The organism is Marinobacter zhanjiangensis, from assembly GCF_014651935.1.
GTDB lineage: Bacteria > Pseudomonadota > Gammaproteobacteria > Pseudomonadales > Oleiphilaceae > Marinobacter > Marinobacter zhanjiangensis.
This window is the reverse complement of sequence record NZ_BMXV01000004.1, coordinates 39,961-59,913: the sequence shown is the minus strand read 5'-3', so window position 1 is coordinate 59,913 and position 19,953 is coordinate 39,961. Positions and strand designations below refer to the sequence as shown.

The following is a 19,953-nucleotide window of genomic DNA, read 5'->3' as shown; positions in this document are numbered from 1 at the left end:
CTTCCTTAGGTTTCCGGTACCAGGAGGATTTCCACGCGACGGTTGCGGGCGCGGTTCTCGGCGGTGTCGTTCTCGAACAGGGGCTCGGCTTCACCCCTGCCCTCCGGCCATAACCGGCCCTTGAGGTTGCCATTGCGCCCCAGCATGTCGGACACCGAGGTAGCACGCGCCAGCGACAGGTGCCAGTTGGAGGGGTACTGGGTGGTGGCAATCGGCCGGTTGTCGGTATGACCGGTCACCAGTATGGAGCCGCTGGTGGATTCCAGGGCCCGGGCAATCTTGCTGATCACCGGCACCATGTCCGCACTGACATCAACGCCGCCGGAGTCAAACAGAGCCTCGTTGCCGATGCGCAGGCGTGTGTCGGGGCCTTCCCCGTCCAGCTCCACCAGACCCTTGTCGATCTCGGTTTGCAGCATCTGCTTCAGGTAGCGCAAGTCGTCCGGATTGCCGGGACCTTCCCGGGCCGGGCGTTCGGGCACGCCGATACTGTTGAGGTCCGCCAGCACCGGCTCGGCAAACGAGTTGAGCATATGAGTGGACCACAGGTAGCCCAGCAGAAGCACCACCGCACAGACAGCGGCGCCCACCCACAGGGGAATACCATGGCTCAGCCCGGAGCCCGGGGTGACCCGGTCTTCCCAGCTGCGATCGAAGGGCGTGGAAAAACGCCCCTGGTCGGCGCAGATTTCGTGGTACAGGCAGTCCCGCAGGATATCGAGCTGTTCCTCACCGCGTTCCTCGACCCGGTACCGCCCCTTGAAGCCCAGGGACAGGCACAGGTACTGCAGCATCATCAGCGGCACATTGGAGGTCCGGCGGGCCTTGTCCACCAGCTCGAAGAAGTGGGTGCCGGACCAGGTCTGGGAGTGGAATTCCGACAGCAGGGAGGCGGCCGCCCATTGGCCGTTCTGGCCCCAGCTGCTGTTGAGTACGATCTCATCCAGCAGGGCGCAGACACAGTAGGAGGCCACATCGACGGTTTCCGGACTCTGCTCCGCCGCTTTCAGTGCTGCCCGGTATTCCCGCACCAGGTCCATGCACTGGCGCCGCAGGTGCGTCATGTCTTCCACGCTCTCCGCCCGTGACAGGCGGTTGGCTACCGATAGCAGGCGCGAAGCCTCGTCGCACACCGGCCCCAGCCGGGTGGATGGCAGCCGGAACCGGCCCGTGGAGTCGGTAGGCAGGCCACGGTCACTGCTGCCACCGGCTGGTGATGAGAGCTGGGTGCGGTCATCGTCGGCTGATGGCCGGTCGGGCCTCGGATCTACCTGCCGGGCCCCCGGCCTGGGCTTGATTACAGTACTGTCGTTCATGTTGTCGTCCCTGTCTGATACTCAACATCCCTGTGTGCGGGCTACTGCCTGATGGCCCAGAGTTCCAGCTTGAGTCCCGGGTAGTTGCCGGACACGTGCAGCGCCAGACCGCCGCTTTGCTTGAGCTGCTCCCAGCGATCACTCTTGTTATCCAGCAGGAAGTAGTGATAGCCGGCATGGAACGGAATCTGCCGCGGCGCCACCGGCAGGGCGCTGATACCGATACCCGGCAGATGGTTGTTGACCAGGTCACGGATGTGCTCCACCGGCCCCAGCTTGATCTGGGCCGGCAGGCGACGGCGGATGTCCTCGGTGGTGAGGTCAGCCTGTACCGCCAGCACGAACTGGGCGGTTTCCAGCATGGACTTGTCGGTGAGCGGCGCCACCTTGATACCGAACTGGGCCTCTTCCAGCTTCAGGGCGACAGCGGTCTGTTCCAGCACCGTGCTCAGCGACTGGCTGAGGGCGGCGGCCAGGTCACCGAAGGTTTCCGTGAGCCGGTCATGGCGGTACTCCGGCAGCTTTGGCGGTACTTTCTCGGCCCGGGTGAAAGTGGCCAGCTCGCCGATCAGCGTAACCACCAGCTCGTAGAAGCGCTCCGGATGCACCAGCGGGCTGTCCTTGAGGTGCTCCAGGGTCGGCTGCCAGCGGTTCAGGGTCTGCAGCATCAGCACATCGAACAGCGTGGTGGACTGCTCGGCGCCCTTCTGCATGCGCCCGGCCAGTGCCCTGCCCCGCTGCTTGACCATGGCCAGGGATTCACGCACCAGCGAGGACAGCGGTGCGATGCGCTCGATATCCAGGCATGGCGGCATGAAATTACGGTCCAGCCGCACTTCCTTGTCGGCAATCACTTCCACCACACGGGCCACCGGAATGGCGGCGAAGCCGGCCAGGTCCTCACGCCCCATGCGCAGTGTCGGATTCAGCCGCGCCAGGCCCAGGGTTTCTTCCTCGCCGCTTTCATCGGAATCATCCTGAATGCTGCCCTCCTGGAACAGGTAACGGGCCACCTGCCCCTGGTCCGGCACGGCAATATTGACCCCCGCCTGGCGTTCCGTGGGCACTGCCAGCCAGATCAGCTCATCCCGGGCGTCGCCGGGTACGTCAAGCTCCAGGCCATCGCTCTGGTCAAAGGCGAACGGCATGCCATCCGGAAAGATACCGGTCACCCTGACCAGGCTGATCTGCCCGAGAGCCGGCGCCTGCTGGTCCATCACCAGCTCCCGCACACCGTAACCGTGCGGATTCATCAGATTGTGACGCTGGCAGGCAGCGTGATACAGGAAGCGGTCCTGCTGCTGGAAATGCTGTGGTCTGAGCAGCATGCCCTCAGACCAGGCAACTTTGGCCAATCGTTCCATGATGTGCTGTCCTTTTTTATCTGGTAACGCTTCCGGCTCTGACGAGAGAACCGGTCAGTCGCGAACCCGCTCAAGCTCGAGGCCGTCCACGGCGATCCTGATGTCCTGGTACCCCCTCGGCTTGGCGTCCAGAATCATTTTCCAACCGGCCTCGTCGATGTTCTGGAACGCCGCCACTATGCCGAGATAGCGGGTGTTCTCGTTCAGGGTCATGGTGGGCAGCGTTTCCACCAGTTCCGGACGCAACAACACTTCCTGCATGGACAGCAGATCCTCGTTGAGCACACTGTCCGGCTCGTCATACAGGTCGAAGAAACCGGCACTGCGGAAGGTGTCCACGGACCGTAGTTCGTACACCCGAATCACCAGCGGCGACGCGCGCCCCGAGGCGTCAGGGTTGATGTTGTCACCGGCCTCGAAACCGAGGTTGGTATAGGGGTCCACCACGTAATTGGCCACCGCGCAGCCGTTCAGCACCACAACACTTACAAGGAACAAACACTGAAACCATCGCATTGTCTGACTACTCCCTTTCACTACGACTGACCGCCACTTCATAGGCGTCCACAAAAGTATCGCTGCGCAGCATACGGTCGACATCACCGTACTCCTGCAGGTGCTGCTGGCGCCGCTCATGCATCGCCGCCAGTGCCTTGCGCTTGCGGAGCAACCCACCATCTTCCTCTCCGGAAGGGGGCTGCAGAATATCCCGGATAACATCTTCCACGCCCTGGAGCAGGGCGCGTTCATGGCTGACCACATCACCGAACGCCTGGGACACCGCCTCCTCCGGCCCGAGGAACGACGGGTGTCGGCGGAACAGCAGGCTTTCCAGGGCATCGCTGGAAGTGGCCGAGAATTTCAGCGGATTGTTTTCGCTGCGCTGGAACAGCGTCTGCTTTACCCGCAGCTGCTGTTTCTGGCGAGCCCGCATATGCAGCAGGTCCAGCAACCGGTCCAGCAGGGTTCTGGTCAGGTCACCCAGAGCGCGACACTGATCGGGCGTGAGCGACTCGGCGTCCATCCCCCGCAACCCCAGCCCTTCCATCAGTGCCTGGAGCTGACCGGCCTGCTGCTTCGCCGCCCGCTCGGTGTCCTGCTCCGGCCCGGTCACCGAGCCCCAGTCCCACTGATCGGGGATTTCCGATTTCGGCATTTCGACGTGGCTGTCACCGAGGAAACGTTCATTGAGACCGGAAGCCAGCATCGAATTGATATCACTGCTGCCTTGGCCCTGGGGTATCGGCTCCGGATCCGGGGCAGACATGGCACTGGCGACAGGGGGAGGCGACGAGGAAACAGATGGCTCCGGGGCCGCCGGCTGGTGTTTGGAGTCCACCGGGGATTCCGCGCCCACCAGACTGACTGAAAGCTCGTAGTCGCCGACACGCAGGCGATCGCCATTGTCGAGGGGCGACTCGGCATCACGACCCAGTGGATCCGGGCTATCGTTGATAAAAACGCCGTTGGTGGAGGTATCACGGATCAGAAAACGCCCGCTGCCGTCACAACGAATCTCCGCATGACGGGAAGAAACCACCTTGCCGGGGTCGGGCAGATGCCAGTCACAGGATTCCGAACGACCGATAACCCAGACCTGTCCGGGCGCGAATCGTCTGGTGGAGATAACGGCGGGCGACAGCCGCTGGTAGCTGGTGATGGCGAGCTCGAGTTCCATGAGCCAATCCTTCCTTTGACATCTGTCCTGGCCCGGCAGCCTGGCGGCTGGCGCGCATTCCCGACCTGCCGCGGCAGGTACATCCTGGGTTCGGGGCAACGTAAGCAGCCATCCTGTCAGGGGCCACCGGTTACCGACCGGACAGAGATTATGCAGAGTCCCGGGCAATGTCAATCACGGTTATCCCGGGCTGGGATCGCCTGGCCACCGATAACCGGAGACGCGTCACATTACCGACCTTTAAGGAAAACAGCCCGCTTGACGAGGTGCATCCAACCTGACTAGCATTCGACCTTCAGGAAGTCTGACGTGGCCTGACTCCGTTCTGCAACAGAACAATGTCAGTCGCCCGTTAATCCTCAGGGAGCAAGAGGAACGGACAACCGGCCCATCACGGTCGGCTCTGCCAGACCGGTACGACTCATGGCACCGGATAATACCCCCTTACAACTCTCCCTGACAGTGGACCGCCTGACGGCCGTACCGGTGATCCCTGGCTGGTGCGGACAGGCGCACGCGCACCCATGGATGAACAGCGGTAAGGATATTCCGGATGGACGCCAACGACACCGTTCTTGATGACAGCACCCAGACCCGTAAGCCGGGTTTGCAGTCGCCAGCAGCCAGAGGGCAGGAGGTGCCTGAAGGCCCCCGCCACAAGCGCCTGGGCATGTTGTTGAATGGCCGCTACCGGATTGTCTCACTGATCGCCTCGGGTGGCATGAGTGACGTCTACAAGGCCGTGGACCAGAACCTGGAAAAGGCGGGTTCCCGGGACTGCATGGTGGCCCTGAAAATCCTGCGCACCAGCCTGACCCGCGACCCCGGAGCCCGCAGCCTGCTGGCGCGGGAAGCCGCCAAATCCAAGCGCCTGTCTCACCCCAATATCATCCGCATCCACGACCTGAACCATGATGGCGATACCTGGTTTCTGGTGATGGAGCTGCTGGAAGGAGAACCGCTGTCACGGATCATCCAGCGCGCCAAACCCAACGGCCTGAAATGGAAAGGCTGCGTCGCGGTACTGCGGCAGGTGGCCGATGCCCTGGAGCACTCCCACAGCCAGGGCATTGTTCATGCCGACCTGAAACCGTCCAATATCTTCTTTACCCGTGAAGGCCGCATCAAGCTGCTGGATTTCGGTGTCTCCCGGGCCCTGCAGGCGCAGCAGCCCGAGGACTACCTGAACCCTCGAAGCGAGGACGAAACCTCCATTTACGGCTACACCCCGGCCTACGCCTCACCGGAACTGATCGAGGGCAAGGACCCATCTCCCCAGGACGATCTGTACGCCCTGGCCTGCATCAGTTATGAACTGCTGTCCTCCCGGCACCCCTTCGATCGCCAGAAGCTGACCCTGGAAGAACTGGGCACCTACAAGCTGAAGAAGCCCGACAGCATGCCCCGTCGTTTCTGGGGCGTGGTCAAGCGCAACCTCCGCTACGATCCCCGCTACAGCTCCCTGGAGCTGATCAAACGGCGCATGATACCCCTGCGCTGGCAGCCCTGGGCCGCCTCTGCGGTGGTCGTTGTCGCGGCCGCAGGTGGCAGCCTCCTCTGGTACCAGCAATATGCCCGGGCCATGGCGGCCGAACAGGCACTGACGGCAAAGGAACAGCATCAGGCGGAAGTTCGCCGGGTAATGGAGCTGCCGCCGGAACAGCTGCTGACGGAAGTGAACGCATTACCTTCGTTGGAACGCAGCGGCATCCTGCGCCAGCAGTCCGATCAACTGCTGGACTGGTACCTGACACAGATCGAGGGCATTCTGGTCGGCGGCCGCAGCGGCCAGGAACTGCCGGACATTCCCGCCGCCCTGGACCTGTTGGCGGAAGCCGGCACCGTCTACCCCCGGGATCACCAGCTGGCGGAGCTGGAGAGCCGGATTATCCGTCGGCGCCAGTCCCTTGAGGCTGCCCTTGGTAATGAGTTGGCAACTCAACTCCAGGAGGGCAATTACCGCAGCCAGCAAGCCTGGGAAGACGTGACCGGACTTACCCGGGATCTGGAGTTGATTGGCGCCGGGGATTTCACACCATCCGAAGAAGCGGTTCAGCAATTCGACCAGCAGTTGTCTGAAGCTCTGGATTCAGACAACGACGCGGCCCTGGCCCGCCTGCTGATACTGGGTGAACAGCTGTTTGCCGACCGGCCCGGGGTGTCCGACAAACTGGCCCGGGCAGCCACCATGGAGACATCCATCAGGGAACTGGGGAAGTACTACGCGGCCATCGCCAATGGTGATGATGAGGCAGTGTTCCCCGCCCGGGCGGCCGAAGACTTCTATGCTGACCGCTTCGAACGCTGGCGCGACGAAATCGCCAATGCCGGCAGCCGTGATCAGCTGGACAGCGTCTACGAGGAAATGATCGCCGTACTGAACCGGCTACCATCGAACTTCGAGCCACTGTCCGATATCCGCCAGCAACTCTCGGACGCCTACCTGGCCATGGCCGACAGCATGCTGGCCCGCAACCGCACAAGGCAGGCGCAGCCGTTGTTGTCGCGGGCGAGGGAGTTGATGCGCTAGGCCTCTCCCTACACTGGCGCGAGCAGCGGTTTGCATGGCCGCAATACTGTTTGCCTGCAAATAACGCAGCGAGGCCATGAACTGATGGCTTGGGTCAGGCCAACGCAACCTGATTGGCCACCATCGCTCTGTTGGTGTAGGCCTTGAAATTCAGGTCTCTGGCCTCGACTGCTGCCACACTGTATGAAGCTGCGTCCGCTGTATTCTGAAGTCGAGTTTTTTCCGAGGAAATACGGCTAGCATTATACGAATAGCCTACGGAAAGAGACAATATCACCAACAGCCCCAAACAATACACAAGCACACTACCATGTTGTCTTTTCACGCCAGCGCCATCAATTGTCCGGCTCATCACGCATCTCAATTCAGGTTATTGAGTTTCAATGTTCACATTGCGTCCCGTCTGGCACATGATAATTAACTACCACATAGGTATTACCATTTTTTACAAAATGCGGAACTTCCTTTCTGTAAACCCATACGCCGACACCCTGCCTGTGCTCACCACCTCGAAAAATTGCACAACTCGGTTCCGAATCCAACTCCAACTCTTCAACTCGCTCATATTCCGGAGCCTTTAGCCTGGAACGGTAAAAGTCGCACACCTCCTCAACGGATCGCTTAGTCCTGACGTGCATTGTGCATCTAGAGAGGTCGCCGGTGGTGCTAATAAAAACTCCGCCAGGCGCTAAAGGTATTGATACTTCGGAAGCCTCTGGCACCTCCATGCCCTCAGCCAACTCTGACAAAGACATGCCATCCCCGATTACCCCCCACTCTGCATAGGGCTCAGCCATAGCAGGCAGCGACGCCACCAACCCTAAGCCAAGAACTACCTTTGAAATCTTCATTCGATTACTTCTCCCCAAGAAAGTACTCTGGCACACGCCATACGAAGATCAGTCATAAAGTCCACCAACAATTTCGGAAACACCTCAGAGCCTCCGCACCAGCTCAACCCGACGGTTCTGACGTCGCCCATCGTCAGATTCATTGCCAGCCACCGGCGCATAAGGCCCAACTCCCGCTGCCTTGAGACGCTCCATCTCCACGTCATAATCGTCTTTCAGAACATCAACTACCGACGCAGCTCTGCGGGAAGAAAGGCTAAGGTTGTAATCGCTTTCACCCGTATCGTCAGTATGACCAACCACATAGAGATTCAGCTCCGGGTGGGATTCAAGAAGATCCGAGATGGCTTTGAGGGCATCAGCGGACTCGGGTTTTACGGTAGCGGAGTCGGTATCAAAGTAGATGCCGTAGACCAGCGCCTTGCCGGTTTGCTGGATGTCCTGGTAGAGCTGGTCAGCGTCCACCTTGACCAGATCCGTTTCGGTACCTTTCTCCTCGACAATAACCTGCTGAACCGTTGTATCTCCGTTATAGCCGCCGACAAAAACGGCGACGGTGAGAGGTCCTTGAGCCGACTTTTTTCTCGCAACGAAATAATAAGGCTTCCGGTAAAAGTTGAAGACACTCCCGTCCACTGAAACATTGCCGCCAAGCTGTTTAGCTGCATTGCTATCCCCACAGGCCTCCAGTTCACACTCGTAGTCGAGAGTTAAGTCGAGTTTTCTGACGGCAGCTTTGTAATTCTCTATAACTTTCAGGGTGGAGACATTCTCGAGAGCGTAAGTATGCTGAGCCAGATCCCCTGTTAACGACAAACGCTCACCCATTTCTCCGTCGGCGTCGACAGTACCAAACGGTATGTCAATTCGCTCGTACTCCATCGCCCTGGAATCGCTTAACTCTGCACCCGGATAACGGGCGATGAGTGGATGGTCCTGCTCCCGCTGCTCATCGGTACGCGATTCCCTTTTCGGCGAGATTTCACCACCACGGGTCAGATAATCCGCCGATACGGAGACCAGAGTGTCATCCAGTGGAACCTCTTCAAATATAACCTGCTGAACAGCCACCTCTCCCCTATACCCACCAAAGAAAAGTGCTACATGAACCGTACCTTTTGCACCGTCCAACTGGGCACGGATAAAGTACGGTTTTCGGCGGTGGTTATTCACCGAGCGCCGGACGGCCAGAGCCGCGCCAAGCTCGGCGCGGCCTCTATCGTCTGCACTGCACTGCTCGAGTTCGCAGATGGATATGACTTCGGCACCCAACTCGTCTAATGCGTGCCTGTAATTCTCGAATACTTTCAGGGTGGATACCCCCTCAATTTCGTATGTCAGCATTGAGAGGTCACCAACAAGTCGCTCTGTTTCCAGCTCCCCACCTTCCTCTATTGGCCCTACAGGCATGGCAAACTGCTCGTATTCGGTATTTAGCGACTCATCGATTTCGGCACCGGGATAACCACCTAACAAGGGGTGGTCCGAATCGGCATTAACCCACTGGGAAATCAGACAGAGGGATAGCAAGACAAGCGTTCTGGGGAGCATGAACATTCCTTATTCAGTTAGGCAGAGAACCTGCCAGTCCATTTGACATGTGTACTACAGGAGACAATTTAAAATAGCCCCCTGGTCCGCCAGAGCCCCACTTTAAACGGGAACCTACTTGGAATCGCAGTAGAATGGCACCCAGGCTGGATTCGTAAAACGTACACCTTGTCGTCATTGTCACCAAAAGGCGCACCGAGTCGCATCAGGGTGACGGTCACGCCCCTTCCGCGACACCATACATACCATTGTTACTGTTCAGGTTGATCATGCCCACAACCAGTCTGTAGACAAACCAGATGAAAAGGATGACAAATCCAAGCAATCCGATAAGAAAATAGGTCAGAACCAGGCTGATTGCCCCGAAGAGCATGCTCCACCAGAAGGTACGGATCTGCCACCTGAAATGTGAAATAGCAACATTGCTCTTTAGGTCAGACAACTTGACGTAGTTAACGATGATCGCTGCAAGGCTGGTCAGACCACCCGTAAAGAATCCCAGCACGTGCAGTATATAAACCAGCCACACGGTGTTCTTTTCAGCAGCAAAATCCTGTTCAACATGACTTTCCATAGCACTATTCTCCATTTTTAAATTGACGATCTTTTCTTTTAAAAGATCTTCTTATTAATCAACACAATCGCGTTCTTACATTTAACTAACGCAAAGGTGAAGGTTCGTAAAAAGGAGTAGCACAGGCCATTTAACAGGCCCGCAGAGTCTTCAGGAAGAGAGCTCGTAAAGCAGGGTTGTTCGCAAGCGTGAATAGTCCCTTTCTCCTTCAGACAGACAATCTGCCAATCCACTCCCTGTGGTGACATTTTCCCGGCGACGCGATTTGTTGAGCCACCGATAGAGAACGCCAGTCGAGACAATATCAAAGCAAGGATTAAATTGAACTCATTGGTCCGCAATGCGTGACAGACTTCACACACTGGCTTCAGCCAGAGCTGTTCGTTAACTGAACAGCACCCTCTTCGTAAGAAAGCGGATCCTCGACTCGCCATCTTTTCGGCCTGTGCAAAGCTCTATCTCACGGACGACGTCCCAGCTTTGATTCTGAGCTACACATCTGGCCCATAAGGCGGCGTCGCCGGAAAACAGCAACCAAGTGGCGACATCGGCCTGAACGGTAAGTCGCTTCAACGCCGGCAAGGTCAGCTCAAACCCCCGATGCCCGTAAGCGAACGCCTCCAGTTCAGTAACTTCCTGTGCCGTCAGGGCCGCTGCCGGAGGCAGATCGGCACTGATAGCCAGTACCAGCTCCGGTGACAGGGTGGGCCAGACTACCGGCAGCATCACCGGCCATTGCTCGGCGAATCTGGCGGACAGACGTTGTTGAGCAGCAGTACCGGGGTCACTCAGTCCCTTCATCATCTGAACAGCATATTCCCCGGAGCTGGCCTCGCGGCTGATGCCCAGGCGAACGGTGGCGAAGCCGGAGGATTGCCAGAACGGCAGCAGCTCTTCCGCAGCGCCATAGCTGGTGCCGATGGCATCCAGCGCTATATCGGACGCTCTCTCCCTGGCGCAGTCCAGCAGTTTCCGACCAATGCCCTGCCGACGGCACTGGTCGTGAACCGCCACCCGTACGACCCTCAACATGCGTAGCGTAGCCGCTTCGGCATCCCCACCGTGATTGGCCAGGGACTGGGGCAGCAGATGGCCTTTTAGTCGCCGCTCCCCTCGCAGTACCTTTTGCGCGAGGGCCGGGTCCAGGCCACCTTCCACCGTTGCCCAGAGCACACCGATGATGTCGCCCCCTTGTCTTGCCACGACGGTGACGGCATCCGGGTCATCCATCCACTGCCGCAGGTCGCCTGGGGTGGTGCGGTAATGGGCGTCCACCAGCAGGCCAAAAGCCCGGAAAAGTTCAGCCTCATTGGCCTGGCCCGGCTGCCAGTCTTCAATAGAGATGTCGCCAGTCGGCTCTGCCCCCCTGGCGTCCGCATCCAGCAGAAACAGGCGGTTGACCAGCGGCTCCAGGGGATCCCGGGGCGACCAGCGCACCGGCTGTTCCAGGGTCAGCGCCTGCCAGTGTGGCGTCTCTCGGTCCAGCACTGTCCGGAAGCGCAGGTTGAAGCCCCGCCCCGACCCTTCATAGCCATGCACCGTGGAGGCAAACACCACCCTTGGCCAGCCAAGCAGAACCTGCTTCAGCAGAGGCGCGGGGATGGCGGCGGCTTCATCCACCATGACCAGCTCCGCCTCCGGGCGGCTGGCCAGCAGATCGTCTACCGGAAACCATTCCAGGGTGGCGCCGGACTCGATCTGTAGAGCGGTCTGGCGATGGTATTCCATGCCTGCCTGTTCCGCTGCGTGGCGGAACAGGCTCGCGACATTGTCCTTGCGGGGCGACACCACCGCTATCCGGTTGCGCCCGCCCTGTAATAGGCGGACGGCGGCGATACCCAGGGCGGCCGACTTGCCCCGGCCCCGGTCAGCGGTGACTACCAGTGGACGGCGGCGCCGGCCCTGACCGGTGCGCACGATGGCCTCGATGGCCCGCTCCTGATCGGGGGTACCGGCAACCTGAAACGGTTTGTGGGCGGAAGCTGCGGAGAGAAAGGCTGGTCGCGGATCGGTGTCACCGGCGGTTACCCGGATAACCGCGTCATCGTCAGAGATAACATCCGCCAGCCGGGCCATAAACGGATGATGGCCACTGGCCGGCAGCCCCATGCGGGCATAGTCCGGGTCCGGGAAATTTGCCCACTCGGCCAGCGGAGGCATCAGCCAGAGCCATAGCCCCCCGGCCTGAATGGTGCCGGCCATGGCCGCCAGCGCATCCGGTGGATTGCCCTGCCAGCCGTCCCACACCACCAGAGGGGTTTCCGTGCCCAGCCGTTGCCGGGCCTGAGTGGCGGGCAGGGGCTGGAGGGCGGGGTTCGGGTTACGCTCACCTTCGCCAATCCACAGCCCATGCGCTGGCGCCAATTGCTCGAGAATACGGCGCGCACAGGTAAACACCTGATTATGCTCGCCCTCGACCAAAACCAGTCGCCGTTCGCCCCGTGACGCCAGTTGCTTCGTCAGGGCCTGCCACTCGTTACCGGTCACTAGCTCAGATCCACACCGTGGCGCTTCAGGTCCGCCAGGTCGCAGATTTCCAGTGCTGCCTTGTGGGTTGCCCGCAACCGGACCCGTGGCGCGCAACCGGCCTCGAAGGCTTCGTTCCAGCGGGCCGCGCACAGGCACCAGCCATCACCGGCACGCAGGCCGGGGAAGTCGAACTCCGGCCGGGGTGTGCTCAGGTCATTGCCCTTGCTGCGGGAGAATTCGAGGAACTCGTCGGTGACTACGGTGCAGACGGTGTGGCTACCCAGATCGTCCGGGCCTGTGTTGCAACAGCCATCCCGATAGAAACCGGTGAGCGGGTCGTTGCCGCAGGTCTCCAGGGTCTCGCCCAGTACGTTGACCGACTCTTCCAGTACCATTGCCATGCTGTCGCTCCTTGTTCGAAATGAGCCGCCATTATGGGGTAAGGATGACCGGGTGTCAGGGGCCCTTTACAATAGTGCCATGACCAGCCAACTCCCCGACTTTCTCACCTCCGAACAGCGCGACATTATCACCGCCGGCCACGAGCATGCGCTGATTACCGCCGTGGCCGGCAGTGGCAAGACCACCACCCTGGCCTGGCGCCTGCGGTGGCTGCTGCAACAGGGCCATGATCCAAGGCGGATGCTGGTACTGATGTTCAACCGCAGCGCCCGCGTCGACTTTGAACGCAAGCTGCGGGACGTCAGCCGTGACCTGGGCCTGGCGCTGCCGGAGGTGCGTACCTACCATGCCATGGGGCTGCGGCTGTACAAGCGTTTTGTGCAGGAGGGTTACCTGCCCGGCTTCTCCGACAGGATTCTTACCGAGCAGGAGGTCAGCTACCAGGCCTGGCTGCTGACCCGTCAACTGGCGCCGGAGGACCTGGCGGACGAAATCCGCCGCAACAAGAAGGACTTTGTGGAAACCGCCACCAACTTCATCGACCTGGTGAAGACCACCCTGACGCCGGTGGAAGTGGTCTTTGAGGAGCTCGGTTACAGCGATCGCCATCGTTACCTGATCGACCTGTTTCACGGCTTCGAGCAATGGCGCAAGGAGCGCAGCCAGATCACCTTTGCCGACATGCTCTACGAGCCGGTGATGGCCATTCACCAGAACACGGCGCTGCAGCGGCTGGTGGGCAACAAGATGGACCTGGTACTGGTGGACGAGTACCAGGACACCAACGAGATCCAGCACCTGCTACTGCGTTATGTGGCCGGTGACCGTGCCAGGGTGACGGTGGTGGGCGACCCGGACCAGACCATCTACGAATTCCGCGGTGCCAAACCGGAATTTATCCTGCGGCGCTTCCGCGAGGAGTTTGACGAGCCGTTGCAGCACACCCTGAGCTACAGCTTTCGCTACGGCCACCGGGTAGCGCTGCTGGCCAACCACCTGATCACCCACAATCAGGGCCGCCATGACGTGCTGTGTCACGCCCACCCTTCCACGCCCGCCAGCCGCATCCAGCTCCATGAAAGCGAGCAGGACGGCGGCGTGGTGGTCAAGCTGCTGGAAGGCCTGCCGGAAAAGGAACAACAGCAGACCGCCATCCTGTTCCGGGTCTGGAGTCAGAGCGTGCCCATTGAGTTGCGCCTGCTGGCGCGGCAGATCCCCTATCGCATCGATGCCGGCAAGGGCGCCCTGTTCAGCCGCGAGGTAGAGGCCATCACCAGCCTGCTGCAGGTGGTTACCGGCCAGCTGCCCCGGATGACGGTCCAGGACCGCCTGGACACCGCCCGCAACCTGCTGCGATTCCCCCATGTGGGGCTGAAGGAGCAGGAACTGGGCAGCATGGCGCAGATGCTGGCCGGCTTCGAGTCCGACTGGGGCAACTGCCTGCTCAGCCTGGACGAGCGGGGCCTGGGCCCCATGCCCGCCCGCAAGTTGCGGCGCCTGGGCGAAGCGCTGGTGTCGCTCAACGGCTTCTCCGGCCCGGTGGCCACCCTTCTGGGACGGTACGCCGATCAGACCGAACTCTTCGAGGGGATTCGCGGCCTCGCCCTCACCCACGAAACCGCCAATGAACGCATCGATACCGTGCAGGGCTTCCGCGCCTACCTGGCGTCACTCGACGTCCCGCCCGCCGATGCCCTGCAACACCTGCAGACACTGCGCCGCCAGGCCCTGGAGCGGCAGGACCACAACAGCGAGGGCAACCGGGGCGTGCTGCTGTCTACCATCCACCGCACCAAGGGGCTGGAGTGGTCACGGGTGATCATTCCCGGACTGCAGGAAAAATACCTGCCCTACAGCCCCCGCCAGCAGGAAGACCTGCAGGCCTTCATGGAAAGCGAGCGCCGCCTGCTGTACGTGGCCATCACCCGCACCCGCAACGAGCTGCACCTGATCACCCGCCCCGGCGGCCCCAGGCCTGCGGTGGATGCGGATCAGGCCCCCAGCCGGTTTGTGGCGGAACTCTGCCACGATCTGAGTGAACGTTTTGGCCGCTGGCTGGACCAAAGGACACCGGGCCATGAAAGCGATAACGAGTTCGAAGTCGACCTGCCCCTGACACCGGTAAGCCAGCGCTATGCCAGCCGGGAAGCCGTCAGCCTCAAAGGAGAAGCCGCCAGCCCCGCGACCGACAACCAGCCCCTGTGGGCCTGTCGGCGCCTGAGTCATGCCATTTTCGGCCCGGGTACCGTGCTTGCGGAAGAGGAATCGTCGTTTGATGTGCGTTTCGATGAGGGTCGACTACTGACCTTCAGCAAGAAAAGCGCGCACCTGTATTTCCGGGCCATCACGCCGTAAGGACACCAATGTCAGCATTCCGGAAAATCTGCCAGCCAGCGGGCATCTGCGCGTTGCTGACCGGTGTTACGCTGCTGCTTGTCGGGCCAGCCCTGGCGGCCAGCGGGACCGTCTACCGGTGTGAGGGCCCGGACGGTATCCAGTTCTCCGACCAGCCCTGCGGCCCGGACCCGGAAATCGTCACCATTCGGGACAACCGCGTTGGCGGCAGCGTCGGGGACAACCTGCCCGACTTTGACGGCTATCCGGAAAACGACCCACCCGAGCAAGACGAACCCCGGGCAGCGGAAGACGGGGCCTGCCGTTTTATCAGCTCCACCGATCTGCGTACCTACCTGGCGCGGGAACAGGTGGTGCCCGGCATGACCCGCAAGCAGGTGGAAAGAGCGTTCGGGCGAACCTCGGAAGTCTACCCCACGCCCCAGGAAACCTGGGTGTACCAGACCAGGCATTACGGTGCACTTTACGAACTGACTTACATTTATTTCAGAAACGGCTGCGTGGAACGAGTGGAGTACCGCAAACCCTGAGCCACTTTCTCCATTTATTTCAATGAATTGAGAAGCCGTTCACAAATTTCATTCTGGTCATCTCTTCCGCCAACCTCTGCGTGAATACCGAACCTTCGTTAATTTTCACTTGTATACAGACGGTTACAGAACTTAACTTGATTTAAATCGCTTGCAAAAAGGCGACCTCAATTGGCAATAAAAAGGAATACTCATGAATACACTTCGCCCTCTGTCCGCCGCCATACTGGCTGCGGCCGTCAGCACTCCGGTACTGGCGCAAGACGATATCGAGACTGTCTATATCAATCCCTTCATCGGTTACCAGTATTTTGACCACAAGCGTGACCTGGACGAAGAGGCGACCTACGGCTTCGGCCTGGAATACCGCTTCCTGCCCCAGTGGGCTGTTGAGGCGGTCTATTCCAAAGCCAATCCGGATATCAAGGACAGCAACGGTGACGTCGACTTCGAAGAAGTCCGGGTCGATGGCCTGTACTACTTCGGAAACCAGAGCGAGACGGTGAACCCTTATCTGGCAGCCGGTGTCGGTCATGCCAAGTTCGATGGCGGCACCATGACAACGCCGGGTACCGAGCATGAAGAAACCCGGGTCAATCTGGGCGGCGGTGTCCGTTTCAACATGACCGACCTGCTATCACTGCGTGCCGACCTGCGTGCGCTGCACGGGCTCGACGAAAGTACCTTTGATGCCCAGGCGTCACTGGGGCTGAGCCTTGCCTTCAGCCGCAACACCAGTGAGCCCGAACCCGCCGCACCCGAGCCCGCACCGGCTCCGGAACCGGAACCGGACAGTGACAACGATGGCGTTCCCAACAATCGCGACCAGTGCCCTGGCACCGTTTCCGGCGCTACGGTTGACCGCAACGGCTGCGAACTCGACAGCGATGGCGACGGCGTTGTTAATCGCCTGGACGACTGCCCCGGAACCAGAGCCGGTGCCGAAGTGGGCGAACGCGGGTGTGAGCTGGTGACGCTCGAGACCATCACTCTGTACATTACCTTCCCGCTGAACAGCGCTGAGATCGGTAGCCAGTACGATGATGACATCCTTAAAATCGCCAACGCGCTGAAAAAGAACGATGAGGTGACCACGGAAATTGCTGGCCACACCGACAGCACCGGTGCTGCCGCGTACAACCAGCAACTTTCCCAGCGTCGTGCCGAAGCCGTTGCCGAACGCCTGGTCGAGATCTATGACATCGATAGTGACCGGGTAACGCCAGTGGGTTACGGTGAATCCGACCCTGTTGCCACCAACGAGACCGATGAAGGCCGCGCCCAGAATCGTCGGGTTGAAGCCCGCATTCAGGTTCGTCGCTGATCCGCGACTGGTTCTTCACTACCTCTAAAGGCGCCTTCGGGCGCCTTTTTTCATGGCTGGGCGATAGCCGCGTCCACCAGCAGGTTACGGGGCGTCAGCTCACGCTCGCAGAAGGTGCCCATGCGCACGTGATAGCCGGACTCTTCCAGGAACAGGGCATAGTCCAGTACCAGCCACAGCTCCAGCGGGCGGCGGAACAGATGGCGCAGCAACTCGTACCGTCGCACCGTGGCGGCACGCTCCACGCCGTGTTCAAGCCAGTGGTCGAAATTCACGCCTTCCGGTAATGAGATCCCCTTGAGCTCAGCCGCCCATCGGCAGAACGCCTCGAATCCGTCTCCCGCCAGGCGCTTCGGGTGTGGTGGCAGGGGCAGGTACTCATCCACACCTCTCAGCCAGCGCTGCAGGCCATCGAAGCCCAGCCGCCACCGACTGGCGCGGGCGGTCTGTGCACGTACCCCGGCGGGCGCGGTGACCGTCTCCCTCACCGCCAGCCGCAGATCCTCTCGGCTCAGTACCAGGCCGGTATGACTCGACTGTGCCCGGAACGACAAGGGGACGACATCGCGGGTGGTGGTGAGATGGTAACAACAGGGGGAGAAGCTGAGCCGGGGCTGCCGCTGTTCCACGGCATCGCGGATCAGCTTGCGATGCAGATCACCACAGGCATGGAGAGCGACACCATGGGCCTTTGGCGGCCAGGGGAGATCCTCTGCCATCACATCCTGGCACTGCAGAGTCACCGCATCGCCATACCGGGTAGTCAGACGATTGCCGTCGCGCACCAGTTCGGCGTTCCACTCATACCCGATGACTGGCACCTTACCCCGCCGGGCCAGAGTGCGGGACAGATGCCCCTTGCCACAGCACCAGTCCAGTGGTGATTGGGCCAGCGGTAACAGGGCGGCGGTAAAGGCCCCGGCCTGCTGCCGCTTGCGACCGGGCATGTCCACCGCCTCCCGCTCGGCCAGCGTGGCTGCGCCGACGTCCGGTGGGCCCGGGCTGAGGTCCGGCACGGACACCATCGCTGCATAGTCCGACAGCGCCGGCAACCAGTGCGAAACCGCCTCAGCCAACCGCTCTGGCTGCTTTTCGTAAACCTCGCAGTGGGTGTTGTCGAGTTGCCCCAGCCAGGCCGCCAGCGCCGGCCAGTCACGTGTCCATGAAGGTGCCGGTTCGGCGAACGGCACCGGCTGCCACAGCCCACGATGCTGCCAAAGCCAGTCATCGAGATGCTGCCAGCGATGAGAAAAAGGAAGCATCCTATTCGCCTTTCAGCAGGTCCCGGTACTGTTCGAGTACGTCCTCATCGTACTGAGGGTACTCCGGCGCCAGGTGCACCAGCTGCTCGGCGACAACGCGGGCCACCAACGCCCGGGCCACGGGCTTGCGGTCAGCGGGAACAATCAGCCACGGGGCCTCGGGCGTATGGGTGGCGGCGATGGCCTCTTCCACCACTGCCAGGTATTCGTCACGGCGCTGCCAGGCATTGATGTCAGACCGGTCGAATTTCCAGCGCTTGCGAGGTTTGTCCAGCCGCTTGAGCAGACGCCGGCGGTGCTCTTCGGGGGAGAGCTCCAGCCACACCTTGATCACCGTGGTGCCTTCCTGCACCAGGTGCTGTTCGAAGGCTCGTATGGCAGCGTAGCGCGCCTGCCAGTTGTAATGGCCCTCGTCACGAACCGGCCACAGGCGCTCAGCCATCACCGCTTCGTGATGGCTGCGGTTGAAGGCCGCCATTTCCCCCAGGGCAGGCAGGTAAGGCACCACACGCCAGAGAAAATCATGTTTTGTTTCAGCACCGGCGGGCCGTCCGAAGGACCAGGCATGAAACCCCGCCGGGTCCATATAGGTCGCCAGAGTCCGGATCAGGCTGTCCTTGCCGCTGGCGTCCAGCCCGTGAAATGCCAGCAGGCAGGCATTGCCACCGTTCGCCCATAGCCGCCGCTGGTGCTCGCCGATCAGTTCCAGTTCCGGCTCAAGCGCGGGCACCTGGTCGTCGTCAATGTCTGAGGCATAGTCACTCAGCCGGGAACGGCGGGGGTCATAGAGCCAGGATTTGTTGAACCGTGTCGTTATCATTGAGTGGGAACGCTCCGGGAATGGCAGGTTGATGGTCTCAGGCTATCGAGACAATGGTTCGGAACCACACGCCTTGATGATAAACTGGTGGACTTTGAGAATGCAGGTTAGCAGCTATGAGCCGCAAGAGACGAGACATCCCCGTTTTCGACCAGCCCCTGATCGAGACCCATTGCCACCTTGATTACCTCAAGGACCGGCCGCTGGAGGAAACCCTGGAAAAGACCCGGGACGTGAACATCGAACGGGTCATCACCATCGCCGTTTCTCCGGAAAACCTGGCCACGGTTCGTGACCTCAGTGGCCGGCAACCATGGCTCTATGGCACTCAGGGCGTGCACCCCCACGAGGCCGAATCCTACTCCGATGCCTGCGAGGAGATCATCCGCAAGCACGGCAACGACGACAAGATCGTGGCCATCGGTGAGATCGGGCTCGACTACTTCTATGATAATGCCGACCGCGAGGTCCAGAAACAGGTGTTCCGCCGCCAGTTGCAGATTGCCGCTGACCTGGACCAGCCGGTGGTGATCCATAGCCGGGAGGCAGACGAAGATACCGTCAACATACTGTCCGAATTCGAGGCCACACTGAACCGCCGGGGAGTCATCCACAGTTTCACCTCCGGCCCAGGGCTGGCCCGTTATGCCCTTGATCAGGGCTGGTGCCTGGGCTTCAACGGCATCACCACCTTTAACAAGGCGGAGAACGTGAGGGACATCGTGCGCATGGCACCGATCGAACAGATCCTGCTGGAAACCGACTCACCGTTCCTGACACCCGCGCCCTACCGTGGTCGCGAGAATGCACCCTTCTACCTGCCTTTCGTGGCCGAGAAGATTGCCGAGGTCAAAGAGCTGGAGCTGGCCGACGTGCTGAGCGAAACTTATCAGAACAGCCTGCGTACGTTCTTCCCCGCCGGCTGAC

17 protein-coding genes are annotated in these 19,953 nt (G+C 60.6%); 5 read left to right on the top strand and 12 right to left on the bottom strand.

Going from position 1 to position 19,953, the window contains the following annotated elements; genetic code table 11:
• Positions 1-5: 5 nt before the first annotated feature.
• From tssL to tagH, 4 genes are read right to left on the bottom strand one after another with little or no spacing between them, the layout of a single operon-like run.
• The gene (gene tssL, locus IE079_RS09370; RefSeq protein ID WP_189575736.1) at positions 6-1,316 is read right to left on the bottom strand and encodes a type VI secretion system protein TssL, long form; all 1,311 of its coding nucleotides are present in this window, start codon (positions 1,314-1,316) and stop codon (positions 6-8) included.
• Between the two features lie 41 nt (positions 1,317-1,357).
• Positions 1,358-2,680 (bottom strand): type VI secretion system baseplate subunit TssK, encoded by a 1,323-nt coding sequence (gene tssK / locus IE079_RS09365; RefSeq protein WP_189575734.1) that lies wholly within the window; start codon positions 2,678-2,680, stop codon positions 1,358-1,360.
• Between the two features lie 54 nt (positions 2,681-2,734).
• Positions 2,735-3,178, bottom strand: a complete 444-nt coding sequence (gene tssJ, locus IE079_RS09360) for a type VI secretion system lipoprotein TssJ (RefSeq protein ID WP_189575732.1) — start codon at positions 3,176-3,178, stop codon at positions 2,735-2,737.
• 25 nt (positions 3,179-3,203) lie between these two features.
• The gene (gene tagH / locus IE079_RS09355) at positions 3,204-4,358 is read right to left on the bottom strand and encodes a type VI secretion system-associated FHA domain protein TagH (RefSeq protein WP_189575730.1); all 1,155 of its coding nucleotides are present in this window, start codon (positions 4,356-4,358) and stop codon (positions 3,204-3,206) included.
• A gap of 553 nt (positions 4,359-4,911) precedes the next feature.
• On the opposite strand from tagH, the gene IE079_RS09350 reads away from it, so the two are divergent.
• Complete coding sequence (locus tag IE079_RS09350) at positions 4,912-6,888, top strand: serine/threonine-protein kinase (protein ID WP_189575728.1); 1,977 nt, start codon at positions 4,912-4,914, stop codon at positions 6,886-6,888.
• A gap of 94 nt (positions 6,889-6,982) precedes the next feature.
• On the opposite strand, the gene IE079_RS19095 is transcribed toward IE079_RS09350, so the two are convergent.
• The 6 genes from IE079_RS19095 to IE079_RS09320 all read right to left on the bottom strand — a co-directional run bounded on the left by IE079_RS19095 (position 6,983) and on the right by IE079_RS09320 (position 12,734).
• Positions 6,983-7,240 carry a Tad domain-containing protein gene (locus IE079_RS19095; protein ID WP_189575726.1) on the bottom strand — a complete coding sequence of 86 codons (258 nt, stop codon included), beginning with the start codon at positions 7,238-7,240 and terminating at the stop codon, positions 6,983-6,985.
• A gap of 28 nt (positions 7,241-7,268) precedes the next feature.
• Positions 7,269-7,739: a hypothetical protein gene (locus tag IE079_RS09340; RefSeq protein WP_189575724.1), complete on the bottom strand. Its 471-nt coding sequence runs from the start codon at positions 7,737-7,739 to the stop codon at positions 7,269-7,271.
• 84 nt (positions 7,740-7,823) lie between these two features.
• Positions 7,824-9,290 carry an OmpA family protein gene (locus tag IE079_RS09335; protein ID WP_189575722.1) on the bottom strand — a complete coding sequence of 489 codons (1,467 nt, stop codon included), beginning with the start codon at positions 9,288-9,290 and terminating at the stop codon, positions 7,824-7,826.
• Positions 9,291-9,507: 217 nt separating this feature from the next.
• Positions 9,508-9,864, bottom strand: coding sequence for a DUF4870 family protein (locus IE079_RS09330; protein ID WP_189575721.1), 357 nt, complete (start codon positions 9,862-9,864; stop codon positions 9,508-9,510).
• Positions 9,865-10,248: 384 nt separating this feature from the next.
• Complete coding sequence (locus tag IE079_RS09325; RefSeq protein ID WP_189575719.1) at positions 10,249-12,351, bottom strand: tRNA(Met) cytidine acetyltransferase TmcA; 2,103 nt, start codon at positions 12,349-12,351, stop codon at positions 10,249-10,251.
• Positions 12,351-12,734 (bottom strand): DUF2237 family protein, encoded by a 384-nt coding sequence (locus IE079_RS09320; protein WP_227712422.1) that lies wholly within the window; start codon positions 12,732-12,734, stop codon positions 12,351-12,353. Before IE079_RS09320 ends, IE079_RS09325 begins: the two co-directional genes overlap by 1 nt.
• Before the next feature lie 79 nt (positions 12,735-12,813).
• On the opposite strand from IE079_RS09320, the gene IE079_RS09315 reads away from it, so the two are divergent.
• From IE079_RS09315 to IE079_RS09305, 3 genes are all read left to right on the top strand, one after another.
• Positions 12,814-15,090: an ATP-dependent helicase gene (locus IE079_RS09315; RefSeq protein ID WP_189576333.1), complete on the top strand. Its 2,277-nt coding sequence runs from the start codon at positions 12,814-12,816 to the stop codon at positions 15,088-15,090.
• Between the two features lie 8 nt (positions 15,091-15,098).
• A complete protein-coding gene (locus tag IE079_RS09310) occupies positions 15,099-15,620 on the top strand; it encodes a hypothetical protein (RefSeq protein WP_189575717.1) in 522 nt (173 codons plus the stop codon).
• Positions 15,621-15,813: 193 nt separating this feature from the next.
• Complete coding sequence (locus IE079_RS09305; RefSeq protein ID WP_189575715.1) at positions 15,814-16,944, top strand: OmpA family protein; 1,131 nt, start codon at positions 15,814-15,816, stop codon at positions 16,942-16,944.
• Positions 16,945-16,994: 50 nt separating this feature from the next.
• Here IE079_RS09305 and IE079_RS09300 read toward each other — a convergent pair whose 3' ends face one another.
• A complete protein-coding gene (locus IE079_RS09300) occupies positions 16,995-18,206 on the bottom strand; it encodes a methyltransferase (protein ID WP_189575713.1) in 1,212 nt (403 codons plus the stop codon).
• A gap of 1 nt (position 18,207) precedes the next feature.
• Positions 18,208-19,026: a polyphosphate kinase 2 family protein gene (locus tag IE079_RS09295; protein ID WP_189575711.1), complete on the bottom strand. Its 819-nt coding sequence runs from the start codon at positions 19,024-19,026 to the stop codon at positions 18,208-18,210.
• A 116-nt stretch (positions 19,027-19,142) separates the two neighbouring features.
• Here IE079_RS09295 and IE079_RS09290 point away from each other — a divergent pair, with 116 nt between their 5' ends.
• Positions 19,143-19,952 carry a TatD family hydrolase gene (locus IE079_RS09290; RefSeq protein ID WP_189575709.1) on the top strand — a complete coding sequence of 270 codons (810 nt, stop codon included), beginning with the start codon at positions 19,143-19,145 and terminating at the stop codon, positions 19,950-19,952.
• The last annotated feature ends 1 nt before the right edge of the window (position 19,953 follow it).